Consider the following 18298-nt stretch of genomic DNA (forward strand, 5'->3'; position numbering starts at 1 on the left):
TTAAAGAAGGTGATAGGTGGATGGTTAATAAAATGGTAAGGCCAGGCTTGCCCCAAATCGTCATATACACGCTGCTTATATTGTGGGCAAGCACGACGATTGTACCCTTGCTATGGGTATTGCTGAACAGCTTCAAATCGTCGGAAGAAATTTTGACCCAATCGTTTGCATGGCCCGAAAGCTTTGCTTTCTCGAACTACTTGAAGCTGAACGAATACGGCAATATCAATATCGTAAAAGGCTTTATGAACAGTATGATCATATCTGGTTCTGTCGTGTTCGGCGTCGCGCTGTTTGGAGGCTTGGCCTCATTTATTTTGGCCCGCTTTTCGTTCAGGGGCAAAAAATACTTTACGTTTCTTTTTGTCATATGCATGCTGCTGCCGCAGTTCGCCGTTATTATTCCAAACTTCATTATTATCGAAAAGATTGGCCTTAACGGGACGTATCTGTCGGTTATATTGCCGCAGGTGGCGGGCAATCTCAGCTTTGCGATTATTATGATGACAGCCTTTATGGCTTCCCTGCCGGGCGAGCTGGAGGAAGCGGCCGTCATGGACGGCGCGTCGATCTGGACAATCTTTTATCGGATCACGATTCCGCTTTGCATGCCAATATTTGCTACCGTTTCGATTATGGTGTTCCTGTGGTCGTACAATGAGCTGCTCTTGCCGCTCGTCTATTTGCCGATCCGGGACATGCAGCCGATCTCGGTGCTGCTGTCTCTTGTATCCAACGCCTATGGCACCGATTACGGGGCGATGATGGCGGCGATTACGATTTCCATCGTACCGCTGCTAGTGCTGTACGTTTTTTCGCAAGAAACCGTTATTAAAGGACTTACGGCCGGCGCAGTAAAAGGATAGAAGCCGGAGATTGGGTTGACATCTGGGAGGAGAAAAGAGAAATGACTAAAACATTAAATATGATTGTAATTGCTGCGCATCCGGACGAAGCGGAAATTTATGCGGGAGGCACTTCCGCTTTGTTTGCAGAGCTGGGCCATCGGGTGAAATTCGTATCCTTGACGAACGGAGATTGCGGACACTATTCGCTTAGCGGCCAGGAGCTTGTCGACAGAAGAACCGAAGAAGCACATGAGGCGGCGAAGCGGCTAGGCGTTCTTGAATATAGCATTTTGAACATATCGGACGGCAGATTGTCCAATAGCTATGAGGTAAGGGAGGAAGTTATCCGGCAAATTCGGAAATGGGAGGCGGATATCGTCATTACCTTCCATCCGGACGGACCAGGCCACGTCGACAACCGGAACGCGGGGAAAATCGTACGCGACGCTGCGGACTTCATTGCGAAGGTGCCGAATGCGGTGCCGGATGCCAAAAGCCTCGAACAATCGCCGCTTTTCCTGCTGATGCCGGATTACGGCAGACGGGCGAGCTATTCGCCTGATATCGTCGTCGATATCGGAGGGACGATCGAGAAAAAGCTGCTGAGCTGTGACGCCCACGCCTCGCAATTCTATGAATTTGCGCCTTGGCAGCGCAATTTGCTGAGCGAGGTTCCAAGCACTTGGGAGGAGCGGCGCGAATACATTCTGCATTATTGGAGCAGCTTTATCAACGTATCTTCGGAAATGCTGCCGACACTGGACCGGCTGTACGGCGATAATAAATCCGGGTCCACCGTCTACGCGGAGCCGTTCGAAATTGCCGATTATGGCAGACGGCCTGCCGATGACGAGTTGAAGCTGCTATTTCCGATGCTAAATGATTAATAACGGAAATATATTGGATGAACACGAATGATTTGGAGAAAAAACGAGTAATTGTTCGTGAAAGTTATTGACAAAAGTGTTGTTCCCTTTTATGATGAGAGACGAATAATAACAAATGCATAGAACTTTTCGTATAATCTCAAGAATCGGCTTGAGAGTCTCTACTCGATCACCGTAAATGATCAGGCTACGAAGAGAGTGGAAGCCCATCGCAGCGGCCCTGCATGGCGCTTCCCCTTTTTGCAGAGCCTAGTCAAAATGCACTCCAGCATTTTTAACTAGGCTTCTTTGTTTGTTCCAACACAATTTTGGGAGGGTATTTATCAAAATGGAACGTTTCTTTCGATTGAAGGAACTGGGAACAAATGTCAGAACTGAAATTATGGCGGGGCTGACGACTTTCATGACGATGGCCTACATACTGGCTGTCAATCCGGCAATTCTGACGCCGACAGGTCTTAGCTGGGATGCTGTTTTCCTGGCTACTGCGCTTGCAGCGGGTATTTTCACCATCGCAATGGGCATATTCGTCAACTTCCCTGTCGCACTAGCGCCAGGCATGGGTCTTAATGCATACTTTGCTGCTGTCGTCATCTCATCTGCTGCAACAGGCAAAGAGATTACGCCGGCTATGGGACTTACAGCCGTCTTTATTTCCGGTATTATTTTCATTATTCTTACGGTTACGCAAGTTCGCCAGATGCTGGTTACGGCTGTTCCAGACAGCTTGAAGCATGCCATTACTGTTGGTATCGGCTTGTTCATCGCCGTGATCGGCCTTAAAGGCAGCGGTCTTATGCACATCACGACGTTTGAAGATGGTTCGACATTGATCGGCCTGGGCAGCTTCCAAGATGAGACCGTTATTTTCACGCTGATTGCTGTAGCGCTGATCGCTATTCTGATGGTACTCCGCGTTCCTGGCGCGATTCTGTTCGGTATTTTGGGTACAACAGTAATTGCGCTGCTTACGGGTCATGTGAACTTTAGCGATGCGCTCGAAGGAAAAACATGGATTCCTAACTTCTCCGAAATGAACGTATGGCATTTTGATTTTGCAGGCGTTTTTGAAGTGGGTCTCATTACGGTTATTTTGACATTCACATTCGTTGAATTGTTCGATACATTCGGTACGCTTGTTGGTACGGCCAACCGTGCAGGCATTATGAAAAATCCTGAAGAGGGCAAGAAGCGCGTCGGCAAAGCGATGATGGTCGATGCCATCGGCGTTGGCGGCGGCGCGATTCTCGGTACAAGCACAGTAACTGCTTTTGTCGAGAGCTCCGCAGGCATCGCGCAAGGCGGCCGTTCCGGTCTGACTGCGGTTACGACAGGCATCTGCTTCCTGCTTGCGATCTTCCTTGCTCCGCTCGTAGCTCTTGTGCCAGGCGCAGCAACTTCCGCGGCATTGATCATCGTTGGCGTATTAATGGTGCAATCTGTGAAGGATATTGATTTCTCTGACATGGTATATGCGATTCCGGCATTCCTGACATTCGCCATGATGCCTTTCACATACAGCATCGCAAACGGTATTTCCTTCGGTATCGTATCGTACGTACTGCTGGCAGCTGTTGCGAATATCGCTGGCAAAGGCAAATACAAAATCCACATCCTGATGTGGATACTAGCTATTCTCATTATTGCCCGCTATGCCTTTATGGGCGGCGAATAATCCGTTTTTTGAAGAGGCAGCGCTGGGCCGGCGCTGCTTCTTTTTTTATTGTTTATTTTTTGAAATTCGTAAGGGAACTACGAGACGTTATTTGCCCGTTTTTCTACCCATTTTAAACGTAAAGGAACAGAGAGCCCTTATTTGCTCTCAATGAAACAAAATATGGGTCGGATGGGACAAATAAGGCATCCTAGTTCCGTTAGAACTTATAAACAAATAAAAAACGAAGCATAGAGTCTCTCCGTTCCGTTAGGAGGCAGGATCAGGATCGAACACTTGTGACCTTCAATCATCAGCGGAGAGAGTTCGTTCTGCATAGAGAGGTCATGCGGTATAATGAAGGAAAACGATGGAACGGAGTGTTGGGAGAGCATGCGCCGTATAGATCTGAATTGCGATATGGGCGAGGGCTTTGGCGCCTATTCATTGGGACAAGACGAGGCGATCATGAGACATATATCATCTGCCAATATAGCTTGCGGCTTCCACGCAGGCGATCCGGGCACGATCAGAAGCACAGTCAAGCTGGCCATAGACTGCGGCACGTCCATTGGCGCGCATCCCGGGCTGCCTGATTTGGCGGGCTTTGGGAGAAGACGGATGGACATTTCGCCTCGTGAAGCCTATGAAATGACGGTGTACCAGATCGGGGCCGTGCAAGCATTTGTAAGGTCGGAGGGAGCTAGTCTGGCGCATGTCAAGCCTCATGGCGCGTTGTATAATATGGCGGCCCAAGACGAGTCGTTGGCGGAGGCAATTGCCGAAGCGGTATACAAGGTGGATGGAAGCTTGCTGCTGTATGGGCTTGCAGGAAGTGCGCTTATACGCGCCGCCGAGAGAATTGGAGTTCGTGTCGTTCAGGAAGTATTCGCAGATCGTTCCTACGAATCAGACGGCTCCTTGACGGGCCGTTCCCTGCCCGGCGCCGTCATTCATGATTCGGAGGCGGCGGCCGTCCGAGTAGTCGATATGATTCTGAGCGGCGAGGTCATGTCCAGGCAAGGAACGCCGCTTGCGATACAAGCGGATACCGTATGTGTGCACGGGGACACGCCGGATGCGTATAAGCATGTAATAGCTTTGAGGTCGGCGCTGGCAGCGGCGAATATTGAGGTTGGGGCGCCTGGCAGCCGGATGTGATAAGGGGGAGCTTCTATGAAGGAATGGCGTAATGTTCAGTTCGTGCCGCTGGGAGACTCAAGCGTGCTGGTCCGTGCGGGAGAAGCGATCGACGAGAGCATGCATCGTTGGATAATGGCCGTGATGCAGCTTCTGGAGTCGAAGCGCTTCGAAGGTATGATCGAATGCGTGCCATCGTTCGCAGCAATTGCCGTTCATTATGATCCGCTTACGATATGGCGCAGCCGGTCTCCGCAGGAGCGGGGGCATGAATCGGTATTCCACACGGTATGCGCGCGAGTGAAGGAGCTCTTGTCTCAGTTGCCGGAGAAAGTGGAGAGCAGCCTGCAGCAGCAGCGTGTAGTGACGATTCCCGTCTGCTATGGCGGGAATTACGGACCGGACTTGCTAGAGGTGGCCCATCATTGCGGATTGCCGGAGGAAGAGGTCGTTTCCATTCATACGAGCGGCTTGTACCTCGTGTATATGATTGGTTTTGCTCCGGGTTTTCCTTATATGGGCGGCATGTCATCGCGCATTGCCGCGCCTCGGCGGAAGACGCCAAGAATGGCGATACCAGCCGGAAGCGTCGGCATTGCGGGGGCTCAGACAGGCGTTTATCCGCTGGCAACGCCGGGCGGCTGGCAGCTAATCGGCAGAACGCCGCTGCCACTCTTCCTGCCGGATCAGCCCATTCCGAGCTTGTTAAGGGCAGGCGATGAAGTGAAATTCGAGGCGATCAGCGAGCGTCAATTCATAGAATGGGAAGCCCTGTACAGGAGTGGCTCTCATCACGGACAGGAGGCAGGCGGAAGATGAGCTTGACAGTACTGAAACCCGGGCTGCTTGCGACGATTCAAGACCTTGGACGTTACGGCTATCAGCAGTATGGCGTTGTCATTGGCGGCGCAATGGATGAGCCGGCGGCGCGCGTCGCGAACTGGCTGGTCGGCAATGAGGATACGGAGGCTGTATTGGAGCTGACCTTGACCGGCACGGAGCTGAGGGCGGAGCGTGATCTGTGGATCGCGATATGCGGCGGCGATATGGGAGTCCAGACAGACGTAGGGGATGAAGTGCCGCTATGGCGTCCAGTCTGGGTATCCGAGGGAACGGTTCTATCGTTCCGCCATTACCAGTCCGGCTGTCGTACGTATGTAGCGATTGCCGGCGGGCTGGAGGCGACTGTGAGCATGGGCAGCCGCAGCACGTACTTGCGCGGGGGCATCGGTGGATTGGGTGGCAGAACGCTGCGCGCGGGGGATCGGCTGGAGGCAAGGCTGCAGAATAGACAAGCCTTAGTCATCGACAAGATAAAGGCGTCGCCTTCGGGCGGGCTGATGTGGCCGTTATGGCATGGCGGCGGTTTTGCCGTTGCGTCGAGAGACGTCCATGCCGTCCGAATTATGCCGGGCGAGCATCAGCATCTGATGTCGGCTGAAGGGCAGCGGAATCTGTACCATGCGTTGTTCCGTATCGGTTCATCCTCAGATCGGATGGGATACCGTCTACAAAGCGAACGCAGTCTGAAGCTGGTCGAGGGCATGACGGAGCTTATATCCGAGCCTGTCGTCCATGGCACGATTCAGCTGCCACCGGACGGGAATCCGATCGTGCTGCTGGCGGATCGGCAGACGACAGGCGGATATCCGCGTATTGGACAAGTCGCCTCCGTTGATATTCCGGTATTTGCCCAGTTGAAGCCAGGGGACGGGATTCGATTCTATCCGGTTACGCCGCTGGAAGCAGAGCGGCTCAAGCTGGAATCGGAGCTTGATATGGATCAGCTGCGGACGATTATCGGCCTGAAGCTGCGTCGCAAAACATAAGGGCGGAGTGCCTGGCCGGGGAGAATATCGATTCTCTCCGGACCAAGGCGTTCCGCCCTTATTTGAAGAATAAGAAATGTGTCGGCAGCTTGCGCAGATTGCCGTCTGATGGCTTGTTAATGACTTTGCCATTGAAAATAAGCGATGAGGAGCCGCCGCCGTCGAGGTTGTAGGCATCGATTGTGCCGTAACCCCGTAGCAGCGTCTGCAATTCTGCAAGCGTTGCGCCGGAGCTTCCGGCTTCGTTGTAGCCATCCGTGACAAGCAGCAGAAGCTGGTCATCCTTATAATTGGCGATGACCGTCCGCGGCGCACGCTTAGGGCTCGTCTGCCACTTGGCTGGAATCTGCTGCGGCACGCCGCTTTTCAGAAGAACCGGTACAAAGGAAGCGCCGAACTTCGGTTTTTTGGCATCCAATTGTTCCTTGCTTGTGAACTTGCCTCCGATCAGCTTATTCTTGTCACTCAATCCAACGAAGAAGAGATCGGAATAGGAAGCCTGAAAGCCGGATACGTATTCGCCATCCGCAATGGTGGTGCTCAGCGGGTATCGCTTGCCGCCGCCGTCCGCGAAGCCGCCGGCATTAATGCCAACAGCTGCTTTATGCTGTTTGACTGCTTCCAGTGTCGTAATGGATTTTCCCAGCTCGGAGCCGCCCATCACCATTTTCATCGCGTCATTCGATTTCAGCTGGATCTTGACCGCATAGCTTCGGAAGCTGTCATTCTTCAGATAGAAGAGCTGGGCTCTCAGCTTGTCGGTATTGATGGTGGCTGCAGGCTTGCCGAGCTTGGCTGTAATATTGCTGTCATAGATTTGAAGAGGACGTTTGGCCTGGGCGGTTGCCGTCTTGGCGATCGCATTCATTTCCGCATTGGTTTTGTTGTACAGCTCGATCTCCGTCTTAATCGATTGGCTTGTATGTACGGCAATGTCTCGTGCCTGGTCGAGGCCAGTTGCTGCTTCTTTCATATAAACGCGGTCTGAGGTCTGCTCCTCCATGCCCGACTCGGTGAGGCTGTCTTGCGACAGCTCAATTGCTGCCGTAGAGAAGAGGAGCCATAGCAGAATGCCAATAAAAGGAGAGAGCGCCAGCAGCGCCGTACGATTCAATGTTTTTACGGTTATGTTCATTTGAGGACATCCAAGCTTTTCTTCAGTTCGTTCAACTGTTTCTTCACTTCATTCAGCTGCGTATACAGCTTGTTGCTGTTGTCCGTCTTGCTGTCGGCATTATCTTTCGTGAAGGTTAGAAGCTCGTTAAGCGCATCTATCTTTTCTTTCAGCAGCGTGATCTCGCCTGCATACGTGGTCTCCAGCGCGGCTAAGCGGCTGTCATACGCCTTCTGCATATCGGCGATCTGCGCGGAGGTCTGCCGTTCGATATCGGCGGTGATATCCCGCTGCATCTTGTCGCTGTAGAGCTTGGCGCCGAACAGGCCGCCTCCAATTAATAGAATCCATATTCCGATGAAAATCAGGAACGACGCACTGTTTTTCTTCTTGCGCGTACCCGTCTCCTTGCGGCTTGAGGATGCATGCTCTAATTGCAAATCATTCATTGTGTTCATTCACCTCTTTAGTCTGTTGATTCTGGAAATGTGCGATGGATGAACGAACGTGAAAAGGGATGTCCTGTGCGAATTGCGGCCGCTGCTTGCATGGCATGCGCCAGTCGCGGCTTGTCCGTCTATACTACTAACGACCAATAGCGGCATAAAGGTTGCGAATGTCATCCTATTGTAACAAACGCCAGAGCGGCTTGTCGCCATTATTCGCCAACTTCGCTATAGACAATTATTGGTAGCAGCTTTCCGCTTTTTTGTCGGACAGATGTTCGTGATGTATAATGAAATAGTTAGGAAGAAACGTCAATTGGAAAGGATGATCCTCATGGGACAACATAATAAAGAGTTGGCCATGTTCGCGGGAGGCTGCTTCTGGTGCATGGTTACGCCGTTCGAGGAAATGCCGGGCATTTTATCCGTTGTATCGGGCTACACGGGCGGACATACCGTCAATCCGACCTACGAGGAAGTATGCTCTGACACGACCGGGCATACGGAAGCCGTGCAAATTGCTTATGATCCTTCTCTATTCTCATATGAGCGGCTGCTCGACATCTTCTGGCGTCAGATCGATCCGACGGATGCTGGAGGCCAATTCCACGATCGGGGTTCTTCTTACCGGCCGGGAATCTACTATTATACGGAAGAGCAGCGCCAGCAAGCAGAAGCTTCAAAGGAGGCGCTCCAGACCAGCGGCCGTTTCGATAAGCCGATTGTGACGGAGATCGAGCCTGCCGGAGATTTTTACCCCGCGGAAGATTACCATCAGGACTACCATAAGAAAAATCCGTATCGTTATAAAATGTACCGCAAAGGCTCCGGGCGCGATTCCTTTATCTCAAGCCATTGGAAGATGAAGAAGGATCTCGGCGAGCTGAAGAAACATCTGACACCGATTCAATACGAGGTGACGCAAAACAGCGGCACGGAGCGTCCGTTCACTGGCGAGTATTGGGATCATACGGAAGATGGCATCTATGTCGACATCGTGTCGGGAGAGCCGTTATTCAGCTCCAAGGACAAGTATGACGCAGGCTGCGGCTGGCCCAGCTTCACAAAGCCGCTTCAGAAGTCGGCTGTAACGGAGCATATGGATAACAGCCATTTCATGGTTAGGGTAGAGGTACGCAGCCAGGAGGGCGACTCTCATCTTGGCCATGTATTCGAAGACGGTCCAGACCCGACGGGACTGCGCTATTGCATCAATTCCGCTTCCTTGCGGTTCGTGCCAAAGGATAAGCTGGAGGAAGAAGGGTACGGACAATACCGTTCATTATTTGAGTAAAGGGAGAGATGGGGATGACCACAGTTCAAAATTTGGGGGAGCTTCATGCCAAGGCAAACGCCGTAGGCGTGCTGGACGCCATCCGCGGCCGCCGTTCCATCGGCCGGCTTAAGCAGGATGCCGTAGAGCGTGAAGTGTTAGAAGCACTATTGGAAGCGGCGTCGTGGGCGCCGAGCCATCACAATACACAGCCATGGCGCTTCGTCGTGATGACGGGCGAAGGAAGATCGACGTTAGGCGAGGGATATGCCAGAATCGGAGCAGCGAATGCGCCTGAGCTTAAAGGCGAGGAGCTGGAAGAACGACTGCGCAAGGAGCGCTTGAAGGCATACCGCTCACCTGTCGTCATTGCGGCGATCTGCTCGCCGGGGGACGATCCGAGAGCTGTTCGCGAGGAAGAGCTTGCGGCGGCACAGGTTGCCGTGCAAAATTTGCTGCTTGCGGCGCATGCCTATGGGCTTGGCGCAATCTGGCGCTCGGGCGCGCCGATGTTCGATCCGCGCATGAAGGAAGCATTCGAGCTTCGCGAGGATGAAGAGCTTGTCGCGTTTATCTATCTGGGCTATCCCGATATGACTCCGCCTGAGCCGAAGCGTACGCCGATTTCGGAGAAGACGATCTGGATGCAAGGGTAAAGCAATGTATAGTTAAGTCGAAGGGCTCCGCATGTGCGGGGCTCTTTTTTTGTGCGCGCAACTATAGAAAACTATAGCTACCTTTCCAAATGATTCCTAGGTATTCTTAAATGTGGTATTGCTACTTATTGAGCAAGACTAATATCCTATTATAGAGAAAGTAGGCAACAGAGATGAAAAAGTTTTTGAGTCTCCTTATTGCCCTCGTCATGGCACTCAGCTTTGCGACGGGTGCTGGGGCCGCTTCCAAGCCGTTATCCATCTGGGTTGATGGCGAGCAAGTGCAGTTCGGCTCTAATGCGCCGATTGTAGAGAAAGGCACTACGCTAGTACCAGTCAGAATGCTGCTGGAAAAGCTGAGCTTTAAGATTGACTGGGATGAAGAGAACCGCGTCGTAACGGCGACAAGCACTAATCCTAGAAATGAAGCGATTATCAGCCTTCAAATTGATCATACAACGGCGTACGTCAACAGCAAGCCTCAACAACTAACAGTAGCGCCTAAGATCCAAAACAAGGCTACTTATGTGCCGCTTCGCTTCATTGTAGAAGCGACTGGCTATGAGATCGATTGGAATGAAGCAGAGCGTACAATCTCCATTGATACCGTACAGGAAAGCCGCGGCTTCATGTGGAAGGTCGAGAAGGACGGTAATACCGTCTACATGCTCGGTTCCATTCATGTGGCGAACGAAGCCATGTATCCTCTGAGAGATGAAATTATGGATGCATTTATGGAAGCGGATCATCTAGCTCTAGAGATTGATTTTACAAAAGAAGAAGATATGACTGCTTTTATCGACAGCATTAGCAAGTATCAAGATGGTACATCGCTGGCACATCATGTTTCAACCGAGACGTATCAGTATGTCACTGAGCTGCTGACGGATTTGGAATACCCGACCTATGCGCTTGACCAATACAAGCCTTGGTTCGCTTCCATTGTTCTGGACAGCCTCAGACGCGAAGAGAGCGAATACAAGGCTGAGCTGGGCATCGATGAATTCTTCATGAATCTGGCGGAGAAGTCGAAGCTTCCGATTATCGGCCTGGAGAATTCGCAATCCCAATTGAATATGTTCAATAATTTCTCGGATCGTATTCAAGAAGAGATGTTAGTTGGTTCCATTGTAAGCTTCTATGTTGAAGATGAGCCAGTAAGGGACTTGTCTGATATGTGGATTAATGGTGATCTCGATACGCTTACCGCAATGGCTGCACAAACGCAGAAGGCCGATGCAGAATATTACAAAGCGATGCTGCAGGACCGCAACGTGCTGATGGCGGAGAAGATTGACGCATTCCTGAAGGACGGCAAAAACGAAACTTATTTTGTCGTAGTTGGAGCGCTTCATATGGCAGGAGAGCATGGACTGGTTACTCTGCTTGAACAGAAAGGCTATACTGTAACACGAGTATAATAGAAGGGCCGACGGCTGATGATGCCGCGGCCCTTTTTTAATGTTGCAAGACAAGCTGAAATGGATGGGGAATTGATGGGGTTATATATCTGGATTTGTGGACAAGAGCTTTTGAACATGTGTCATGCCTTAATACGCCTACTTGTATCACACCAGCTTCTTAATGGTGAAGTTCTCACCAAGAACGAACCAGTTCTGCGGGAACGACACGCCAAGCACCCAGTAGCTTACGCCGCGTAATTTAAAGGCTTTGACAATATCGAACTTGGCTTGCACGCTGCGGGCATCCTCGTACCAGACGACATGCTCCTTGCCTTCCTCGTCATAATAATGATAGTAAGGGGATTGGGACTCTTCGTCATAGCGAATGGTAGCGCCATATTTGGCTGCCCGGTTGACGGCCTCGTATGGACTGACTGTCGGAGCCCATCGGCCGCCTTGTACATACGGCAGCGTCCAGTCATAGCCGTACAGGGGCATGCCCATGACGATTTTTTTCGAAGGCATGACGGAAAGGGCGAAGTTCAGCACCTTGACCACCTCGTTTAGCGGAGCGACGGCTCTTGGCGGGCCTCCTGACCAGCCCCATTCATACGTCATGAGAATGACGAAGTCAACGATTCGTCCATGCGCTGCGTAGTCATGCGCTTCATATAAGGTTCCGGTCTGGCCCGCCGATATTTTGGGCGCAAGTGCGGTGGAGACTTGCAGATTGTAGGGGTGCAGGGTTTCAACCAGCCGTTCCAAAAATGCGTTGTACAGCTCGCGGTCCGCAGGTGGCACATATTCGAAATCAACATTGAGGGCCAGATACCCTTTCTCTCTCATTACATCCATGATGTTGGCAATTAATGCGGACTGGTTGTCTTGATCAGCCAGAACGGAATGGGCGATATCCGGATTGAAGGTGCCACTTTCGAAATTGGTAATGACCATCATCGGAGCCACCCGTTTGCTGTAAGCCGCGTTAATAATCGCAGAATCATCAAGCGGGGTCAACGAGCCGTTCATTTGTACGCGATAGCTGAAGGGGCTGAGAAACGTCAAATAATCGCCGATCTGGCCCACAAGCTCAATACCATTGCTGCCTAGCTTCTCCGTAAAAGCATTCACCTCGATGACGGGTTTGGCCGCCTTCGGAATCGTAAGCATCTGTCCGGGCATAATCAGGGCTGGATTCGTCAGACGATTGGCTTCCACGAGCTGCTGAATCGATACGCCGTAACGTTGTCCGATCTTCCACAATGATTCGCCAACCAGCACTTTATGTGTTAGTCCGTCGCCAGGGGTCGGAATGATAACAGCCTGACCGATGACAAGCGGGCTTTGCGCCGTAAAGCTGTTGGCGGAATAAATATGCTCCAGCGGTACGCTATACTTTTGTGACAGCTCCCACAACGAGTCTCCCTTTTTGACCGTATGGATTTGCATGCAACACCCTCCCACGATGTACTCTCTATCTTCATCTATATTCAGCGTTATAGGCTTGTAGTCATATAAGATGGAAAAGAGCCAATTTGGGCAAGCTGGCACGGTTATTGGCAACGGATGACAGTTATCTTGGCTTTAATACGACTAAAAAACGAACTTTTACAATTGCATGTCATTTAATGTTCGTATTTTGTTGACATGCTAGTGGCGATTGGATAAACTAGAATAGGCTTGAGGCGGAACATGCCGCCCATCCCATCGCATTCTCGTATATATTCGGGGTAGGCCCGAATGTCTCTACCCGGAACCCGTTATTTCTGGACTACGAGTTTGAATAAGCTGCATGAAAAGCAGTGGTGTGAGACGTCTGTGAACCCGGTTTGCGGGGGCGTAGGCCTTAGGCTCAATCATTGCGTGACGGTCCGCGAGCAGATGAAGGGTTGTTCTTATCAAGAGCAGCCTTGTGTTGTCTCTGGTGGTTACGCACATCGCTTATGCAGCAACATTCATTGAAGCTTTCCATCGCGGACGGCTTCCTCGAGAGGTCCTTGGCATATCGTACTTGAAGATTGCTGCGGGTCTTTTTTATTTGCTTATAAAACAACAATCTGGATAAAGAAAGTGGGTTTGAACACATGTCTGCTAAGGTGGGCGTCATCATGGGCAGCAAGTCGGATTGGGACACAATGAAATTAGCCTGCGACGTTCTGGAGGAACTGAATATTCCGTATGAGAAAAAGGTCGTCTCGGCGCATCGTACGCCGGATCTGATGTTCGAATACGCGGAATCTGCCGCTGAGCGCGGACTTAAGGTTATTATCGCGGGAGCGGGCGGCGCCGCACACTTGCCCGGCATGGTCGCATCAAAAACGACTTTGCCGGTTATTGGCGTTCCCGTCAAGTCTTCGAATTTGAACGGCCTGGATTCCTTGCTGTCGATCGTTCAAATGCCGGGAGGCATTCCGGTAGCGACTGTTGCGATCGGCAATGCTGGCGGCACGAACGCCGGCTTGCTGGCGGCTCAGATACTGGGCGCATTCGACCCGGACGTTCAAACCCGTGTCCAAGCTCGCCGTGACCGGATCAAGGCGGAAGTGCTGGAAAGCAGTGAGACGTTATGATTGAAGGAACGGATAAGGCGAGCCGTGCTGCTTCACTTCATGACAAAACGATTCTACCTGGAGCGACGGTGGGCATTCTTGGCGGCGGACAGCTGGGACGCATGCTGGCGAACGCAGGAAGCGCCATGGGCTATCGGTTCGTAGCGCTCGATCCGACGCCGGACTCTCCGATGGGACAAGTTGCGGAGCAGATCGTCGCTGCGTATGACGATCGTGATGCTGCTCGCGAACTGGCGGCCCGCTCAGACGTTATTACGTATGAGTTCGAGAATGTAGACGCCGATGTGGCGGCAATGCTGATGTCGGAATCGTATGTGCCGCAAGGCAGCGAGCTGCTCTATACGACACAGCATCGCCTGCGCGAGAAACGCGCCATCGAAGCGGCGGGTGTCCGCGTAGCTCCCTACAGCGAGATTCGCAGCAGCGAAGAGCTTCGCGAAGCGGTAGGGCGCTTCGGAACGCCATGTGTGCTGAAGACGGCGACCGGCGGCTACGACGGAAAAGGTCAATGGGTCATTCGCGATCTGTCGGAGACGGACGAAGCATTTGCTGCCTTGTCCAAGGCGGGCACGCAGCTGGTGCTGGAGCAATTCATCGATTTTGCGATGGAAATTTCGGTTATCGCAGCTCGCAGCGCGAATGGAGAAATAAAAGCTTTCCCGCCTGCGGAAAATATTCATGTGGAAAATATTTTGCATCTGTCGATCGTACCGGCTCGATTGGAGGACAAGGTGCTTCGCGAAGCGGAGCGGCTTGCGGTAAGGCTGGCTGAAGGACTTGGCGTCGTGGGCCTGATCGCGGTCGAGATGTTCGTTACGCAAGGCGGCGAGCTCTATGTGAACGAGCTTGCGCCGCGCCCGCATAACAGCGGCCATTATACGATGGAAGCTTGTCGTACATCGCAGTTCGAGCAGCATATCCGCGCGGTATGCGGATTGCCGCTAGGAGATACGGGGCTGTTGACTCCCGTCGTTATGGTGAACGTGCTGGGCCAGCATGTCGAGCCGCTGCTTGAGAGGCTGGCTGTGAAGGATGAAGCGGCAGAGCGGCTGAACGCCATGCCGAAGGTGCATTTGTATGGAAAAAAAGACGCTGTCTACAAACGGAAGATGGGGCATGTCAATGTGCTCGCAGAATCAACGGAAGCAGCGCTTGATTGGATAAATGAAACTAAGATTTGGAAGGTGTGAGGGTTCATGTTAGATCGTTACAGCAGACCGGAAATGAGAGCCATCTGGACCGAGGAGAACAAATTCAAGGCTTGGCTGGAAGTTGAGCTATGCGCATGTGAAGCATGGTCGGAGCTAGGTATTATTCCGAAGGAAGATGTAGAAGCGCTGCGCAAATCCGCAAGCTTCGAGATTGATCGCATCTATGAGATTGAGCAAGAGACACGCCACGATGTAATTGCGTTCACGCGTGCTGTATCGGAGACAGTAGGTCCGGAGCGCAAATGGGTTCACTATGGACTGACTTCGACGGATGTCGTTGATACGGCGACGGGCTACTTGCTTCTCCAGGCAAACGAGATTTTGCTGAAGGACATTGAGCGCTTCATCTCGATCCTTCGCGAGAAGGCTATCCAGTATAAAGATACCCCGATGATGGGACGTACGCATGGCGTTCATGCCGAGCCGACGACCTTTGGCCTGAAGATGGCGCTGTGGTATGAAGAAATGAAACGGAACCTGGAGCGCTTCAAGCATGCGGCGAACGGCGTACAGTTCGGCAAAATGTCCGGCGCTGTCGGCACTTATGCCAACATTGATCCGTTCGTTGAGCAATTCGTATGCCAGAAGCTGGGCATTACGGCAGCTCCGATCTCGACACAGACGCTTCAGCGCGACCGTCATGCGGAATATATGGCGACTATCGCTTTGATCGCAACATCACTGGACAAATTCGCTACTGAAATTCGCGCTTTGCAGAAGAGCGAATTCCGCGAGGTGGAGGAGCCGTTCGCGAAGGGACAAAAAGGTTCGTCGGCTATGCCGCACAAGCGCAACCCGATTGGCGCCGAGAATATGTCCGGCCTGTCCCGCGTTATCCGCGGCCATATGCTGACTGCATACGAGAACGTGCCGCTGTGGCATGAGCGCGACATCAGCCATTCGTCCGCTGAGCGCGTCATCCTGCCGGATTCCACGATGCTGCTGAACTACATGCTGAACCGTCTGGGCAACATTATTAATAATTTGACCGTATTCCCGGAAAATATGAAGCGCAACATGAGCGCGACGTACGGCGTACCGTTCTCCGGCCGCGTACTGACGAAGCTCATCGACAAAGGCTTCAGCCGCGAGCAGGCATACGACACGGTTCAGCCGCGTGCGATGCAAGCTTGGGAGGAGCAGCGCCAGTTCCGCTCCATCATCGAAGAAACGACTGAAATTACATCGGTGCTTAGCGCCGAAGAGATTGACGATTGCTTTAACCCGGCATGGCATCTGAAGCATGTCGATACGATATTTGCACGTTTGGGCTTGAACTAAGGGGGAGTTGGCGTTCATGGCTGTTCAATCGCAAGCTTTGTCCACCGCTGTGGATTATGTGAAAGCTCCGCTTGTCTACAAAGGCAAGGTACGCGAGCTGTATGATCTGGGAGAGCACTTCCTGATCGTCGTTACAGACCGCATCTCGGCATTCGATTATGTGCTGGACCCGGCTGTTCCGGATAAGGGCAATGTGCTTAACCGCCTGTCCGCTTTCTGGTTCGACGTGACGAAGGAAATGCAGCCGAATCACGTTGTGCATACGGATGTAGCGCTGCTCGGCGATGTCATTACTGAGCCGGAGCTGTTGAAAAACCGGATTATGGTGACGCGCAAGGCCGAGCGCATCGATATCGAATGTGTGGTGCGCGGCTACATTACGGGGGGCGGCTGGAGACAATACCAGTCGACATCCGCAATCAACGGCATTGAGCTGCCGGAAGGTCTGCGCAAAAACGAGCGTTTTCCGGAGCCGATCTTCACTCCGGCCGCAAAAAATGATGTCGGCCACGACGAGGACATCTCGTTCGAGCGCATGAGCGAGCTCGTCGGAGCCGAGCTGGCTGCCGAGCTTCGCGATCGCAGCCTGGAGCTGTACCGCTTCGCGCATGAGTATTGCAAGGAACGCGGCATCATTCTCGCAGATTGCAAATTCGAATTCGGACTTATCGATGGCAAAGTGATTCTGATTGACGAGATTTTCACGCCGGATTCCTCGCGCTTCTGGTCCGAGGGGAACTACGCGTATGACGTGGAGATCGACAGCATGGACAAGGAGCCGGTCCGCACGTATCTGCTCGGCTCTGATTGGGATCGCAACAGCATGCCGGACCCGCTGCCGGCGACGGTCGTCATCGCGACGACAGCCCGCTATCGCGAGATCTACCGCCGCCTGACCGGCGGCGAGCTGAAGTAGCCAGCGCGGATGGCGCTGCAAGCTGCGCTGGGGCGCTCTAAGCCGAGAAACTCGGCTTGCAGGCCCCGACAGCGGCACCGGAAGCGCTCTAAGCCGAGAAAGTCGGCTTGCAGGCCCCGTCAGCCGCGCTGGAGGCGCTCTAAGCCGAGAAAGTCGGCTTGCAGGCCGCGCTAGCCGCGCGTGAGGCGCTCTAAGCCGAGAAATTCGGCTTGCATGTCCCGTCAGCCGTGCTGGAGGCGCTCTAAGCCGAGAAACTCGGCTTGCATGTCCCGTCAGCCGCGCATGAGGCGCTCTAAGCCGAGAAACTCGGCTTGCAGGCCCCGCCAGCGGCACCTGGGGCGCTCTAAGCCGAGAAACTCGGCTTGCAGGCCTCGTCAGCCGCGCGGGAGGTGCTCTAAGCCGAGAAACTCGGCTTGCAGGCCCGGCCGCGCGATAGGCGCTCTAAACCGAGAAACTCGGCTTGCAATTGCTACTTCAGTTACTGTTAGTTCAATTAAGTCGGCCCAACCGACTTAAAAGCTCCAGATGCACCACAAACGTTCAAATAGGTCGATAAAACCGACTTATTTGACTCAGAACGAGCAACGGTGGTAAATCAAGTCGGCCCAACCGACTTAATCCATACCGCATCAGCTCGATGATCCAATAAGTCGCTCCAACCGATTTAGTCGGTCCGCGAGCCACACTAACTAGTTTTCAAGTCGGTCTCACCGACTTAAATACACTGACGCGCAAAGCACGAACCATGCAACTTACCACACTGCCGTCGAATCGCAAGCCATACGACTATACTTATCCAAAATTCAACCATATTCAGGAGGCAATTATGAAGGCAACCGTCTACGTCACGATCAAGGAAAACGTTTTGGACCCGCAAGGAACAGCTGTACAAGGCGCGCTTCATTCCATGGGCTTTGCAGAAGTAGGCAAAGTACGTATCGGCAAGTATCTCGAGGTTGAGCTGGACACGAACGACCGTGCTGAAGCGGAAGCGCGTTTGAAAGAAATGTGCGAGAAGCTGCTGGCGAATACGGTTGTAGAAGATTACCGCTTTGAACTGGAGGGATAAG

General features: G+C 52.6%; 18 protein-coding genes and 2 riboswitches. Of the genes, 15 read left to right on the forward strand and 3 right to left on the reverse strand.

The features are described 5' to 3' along the window. The first annotated feature begins 20 nt into the window (after nucleotides 1-20). The 6 genes from AC0YNW_RS10830 (at nucleotide 21) to AC0YNW_RS10855 (ending at nucleotide 6358) form a co-directional block, all read left to right on the forward strand. Nucleotides 21-866 (forward strand): carbohydrate ABC transporter permease, encoded by an 846-nt coding sequence (locus AC0YNW_RS10830; protein ID WP_475831952.1) that lies wholly within the window; start codon nucleotides 21-23, stop codon nucleotides 864-866. A 41-nt stretch (nucleotides 867-907) separates the two neighbouring features. Further along, nucleotides 908-1735 carry a PIG-L deacetylase family protein gene (locus AC0YNW_RS10835; RefSeq protein ID WP_475831953.1) on the forward strand — a complete coding sequence of 276 codons (828 nt, stop codon included), beginning with the start codon at nucleotides 908-910 and terminating at the stop codon, nucleotides 1733-1735. A gap of 109 nt (nucleotides 1736-1844) precedes the next feature. Continuing rightward, nucleotides 1845-1945, forward strand: a riboswitch (purine riboswitch). A 118-nt stretch (nucleotides 1946-2063) separates the two neighbouring features. Continuing rightward, a complete protein-coding gene (locus AC0YNW_RS10840; protein ID WP_475831954.1) occupies nucleotides 2064-3410 on the forward strand; it encodes an NCS2 family permease in 1347 nt (448 codons plus the stop codon). 372 nt (nucleotides 3411-3782) lie between these two features. Further along, nucleotides 3783-4550: a LamB/YcsF family protein gene (locus AC0YNW_RS10845; protein WP_475832206.1), complete on the forward strand. Its 768-nt coding sequence runs from the start codon at nucleotides 3783-3785 to the stop codon at nucleotides 4548-4550. 15 nt (nucleotides 4551-4565) lie between these two features. Continuing rightward, on the forward strand, nucleotides 4566-5348 hold the full coding sequence (gene pxpB / locus AC0YNW_RS10850) for a 5-oxoprolinase subunit PxpB (RefSeq protein WP_475831955.1): 783 nt from the start codon (nucleotides 4566-4568) through the stop codon (nucleotides 5346-5348). After that, nucleotides 5345-6358 (forward strand): 5-oxoprolinase subunit C family protein, encoded by a 1014-nt coding sequence (locus tag AC0YNW_RS10855; RefSeq protein ID WP_475831956.1) that lies wholly within the window; start codon nucleotides 5345-5347, stop codon nucleotides 6356-6358. Before pxpB ends, AC0YNW_RS10855 begins: the two co-directional genes overlap by 4 nt. Nucleotides 6359-6416: 58 nt before the next feature. Here the strand turns inward: AC0YNW_RS10855 and AC0YNW_RS10860 are convergent, their stop codons facing one another. After that, nucleotides 6417-7493, reverse strand: coding sequence for a phosphodiester glycosidase family protein (locus AC0YNW_RS10860; protein ID WP_475831957.1), 1077 nt, complete (start codon nucleotides 7491-7493; stop codon nucleotides 6417-6419). Beyond that, nucleotides 7490-7921 (reverse strand): hypothetical protein, encoded by a 432-nt coding sequence (locus tag AC0YNW_RS10865; protein WP_475831958.1) that lies wholly within the window; start codon nucleotides 7919-7921, stop codon nucleotides 7490-7492. Before AC0YNW_RS10865 ends, AC0YNW_RS10860 begins: the two co-directional genes overlap by 4 nt. A 58-nt stretch (nucleotides 7922-7979) precedes the next feature. On the opposite strand from AC0YNW_RS10865, the gene AC0YNW_RS10870 reads away from it, so the two are divergent. The 4 genes from AC0YNW_RS10870 (at nucleotide 7980) to AC0YNW_RS10885 (ending at nucleotide 11268) form a co-directional block, all read left to right on the forward strand. Then, nucleotides 7980-8105 carry a hypothetical protein gene (locus tag AC0YNW_RS10870; RefSeq protein ID WP_475831959.1) on the forward strand — a complete coding sequence of 42 codons (126 nt, stop codon included), beginning with the start codon at nucleotides 7980-7982 and terminating at the stop codon, nucleotides 8103-8105. Between the two features lie 147 nt (nucleotides 8106-8252). Then, nucleotides 8253-9212 (forward strand): peptide-methionine (S)-S-oxide reductase MsrA, encoded by a 960-nt coding sequence (gene msrA, locus AC0YNW_RS10875; protein WP_387469565.1) that lies wholly within the window; start codon nucleotides 8253-8255, stop codon nucleotides 9210-9212. 14 nt (nucleotides 9213-9226) lie between these two features. Further along, nucleotides 9227-9847 (forward strand): nitroreductase family protein, encoded by a 621-nt coding sequence (locus tag AC0YNW_RS10880; protein ID WP_475831960.1) that lies wholly within the window; start codon nucleotides 9227-9229, stop codon nucleotides 9845-9847. Between the two features lie 173 nt (nucleotides 9848-10020). Further along, the gene (locus AC0YNW_RS10885; RefSeq protein WP_475831961.1) at nucleotides 10021-11268 is read left to right on the forward strand and encodes a TraB/GumN family protein; all 1248 of its coding nucleotides are present in this window, start codon (nucleotides 10021-10023) and stop codon (nucleotides 11266-11268) included. A gap of 147 nt (nucleotides 11269-11415) precedes the next feature. Here the strand turns inward: AC0YNW_RS10885 and AC0YNW_RS10890 are convergent, their stop codons facing one another. Beyond that, entirely contained in the window at nucleotides 11416-12699 is a 1284-nt protein-coding gene (locus tag AC0YNW_RS10890) for a glycoside hydrolase family 18 protein (RefSeq protein WP_475831962.1), read from the reverse strand. 246 nt (nucleotides 12700-12945) lie between these two features. Continuing rightward, nucleotides 12946-13044: riboswitch (purine riboswitch) on the forward strand. Nucleotides 13045-13334: 290 nt separating this feature from the next. Between AC0YNW_RS10890 and purE the strand changes: the two genes are divergently transcribed. The 5 genes from purE (at nucleotide 13335) to purS (ending at nucleotide 18297) form a co-directional block, all read left to right on the forward strand. Next, nucleotides 13335-13820, forward strand: coding sequence for a 5-(carboxyamino)imidazole ribonucleotide mutase (purE, locus tag AC0YNW_RS10895; protein ID WP_475831963.1), 486 nt, complete (start codon nucleotides 13335-13337; stop codon nucleotides 13818-13820). Further along, nucleotides 13817-15010, forward strand: coding sequence for a 5-(carboxyamino)imidazole ribonucleotide synthase (gene purK, locus AC0YNW_RS10900; RefSeq protein ID WP_475831964.1), 1194 nt, complete (start codon nucleotides 13817-13819; stop codon nucleotides 15008-15010). The genes purE and purK overlap by 4 nt, the downstream gene beginning before the upstream one ends. A 6-nt stretch (nucleotides 15011-15016) precedes the next feature. After that, on the forward strand, nucleotides 15017-16312 hold the full coding sequence (gene purB / locus AC0YNW_RS10905; protein ID WP_119800434.1) for an adenylosuccinate lyase: 1296 nt from the start codon (nucleotides 15017-15019) through the stop codon (nucleotides 16310-16312). Nucleotides 16313-16328: 16 nt separating this feature from the next. Next, nucleotides 16329-17228 carry a phosphoribosylaminoimidazolesuccinocarboxamide synthase gene (locus AC0YNW_RS10910; protein ID WP_475831965.1) on the forward strand — a complete coding sequence of 300 codons (900 nt, stop codon included), beginning with the start codon at nucleotides 16329-16331 and terminating at the stop codon, nucleotides 17226-17228. A gap of 823 nt (nucleotides 17229-18051) precedes the next feature. Then, complete coding sequence (gene purS / locus AC0YNW_RS10915; RefSeq protein ID WP_206098834.1) at nucleotides 18052-18297, forward strand: phosphoribosylformylglycinamidine synthase subunit PurS; 246 nt, start codon at nucleotides 18052-18054, stop codon at nucleotides 18295-18297. The last annotated feature ends 1 nt before the right edge of the window (nucleotide 18298 follow it).

This window comes from Paenibacillus sp. J31R120 (assembly GCF_056269225.1).

Excerpts from the sequence above, each read along its gene's own strand:
- AC0YNW_RS10830 (WP_475831952.1), top strand. The coding sequence starts at position 21 with ATGGTTAATAAAATGGTAAGGCCAGGCTTGCCCCAAATCGTCATATAC.
- AC0YNW_RS10835 (WP_475831953.1), top strand. The coding sequence starts at position 908 with ATGACTAAAACATTAAATATGATTGTAATTGCTGCGCATCCGGACGAA.
- AC0YNW_RS10840 (WP_475831954.1), top strand. The coding sequence starts at position 2,064 with ATGGAACGTTTCTTTCGATTGAAGGAACTGGGAACAAATGTCAGAACT.
- AC0YNW_RS10845 (WP_475832206.1), top strand. The coding sequence starts at position 3,783 with ATGCGCCGTATAGATCTGAATTGCGATATGGGCGAGGGCTTTGGCGCC.
- pxpB (WP_475831955.1), top strand. The coding sequence starts at position 4,566 with ATGAAGGAATGGCGTAATGTTCAGTTCGTGCCGCTGGGAGACTCAAGC.
- AC0YNW_RS10855 (WP_475831956.1), top strand. The coding sequence starts at position 5,345 with ATGAGCTTGACAGTACTGAAACCCGGGCTGCTTGCGACGATTCAAGAC.
- AC0YNW_RS10860 (WP_475831957.1), bottom strand. The coding sequence starts at position 7,493 with ATGAACATAACCGTAAAAACATTGAATCGTACGGCGCTGCTGGCGCTC.
- AC0YNW_RS10865 (WP_475831958.1), bottom strand. The coding sequence starts at position 7,921 with ATGAATGATTTGCAATTAGAGCATGCATCCTCAAGCCGCAAGGAGACG.
- msrA (WP_387469565.1), top strand. The coding sequence starts at position 8,253 with ATGGGACAACATAATAAAGAGTTGGCCATGTTCGCGGGAGGCTGCTTC.
- AC0YNW_RS10880 (WP_475831960.1), top strand. The coding sequence starts at position 9,227 with ATGACCACAGTTCAAAATTTGGGGGAGCTTCATGCCAAGGCAAACGCC.
- AC0YNW_RS10885 (WP_475831961.1), top strand. The coding sequence starts at position 10,021 with ATGAAAAAGTTTTTGAGTCTCCTTATTGCCCTCGTCATGGCACTCAGC.
- AC0YNW_RS10890 (WP_475831962.1), bottom strand. The coding sequence starts at position 12,699 with ATGCAAATCCATACGGTCAAAAAGGGAGACTCGTTGTGGGAGCTGTCA.
- purE (WP_475831963.1), top strand. The coding sequence starts at position 13,335 with ATGTCTGCTAAGGTGGGCGTCATCATGGGCAGCAAGTCGGATTGGGAC.
- purK (WP_475831964.1), top strand. The coding sequence starts at position 13,817 with ATGATTGAAGGAACGGATAAGGCGAGCCGTGCTGCTTCACTTCATGAC.
- purB (WP_119800434.1), top strand. The coding sequence starts at position 15,017 with ATGTTAGATCGTTACAGCAGACCGGAAATGAGAGCCATCTGGACCGAG.
- AC0YNW_RS10910 (WP_475831965.1), top strand. The coding sequence starts at position 16,329 with ATGGCTGTTCAATCGCAAGCTTTGTCCACCGCTGTGGATTATGTGAAA.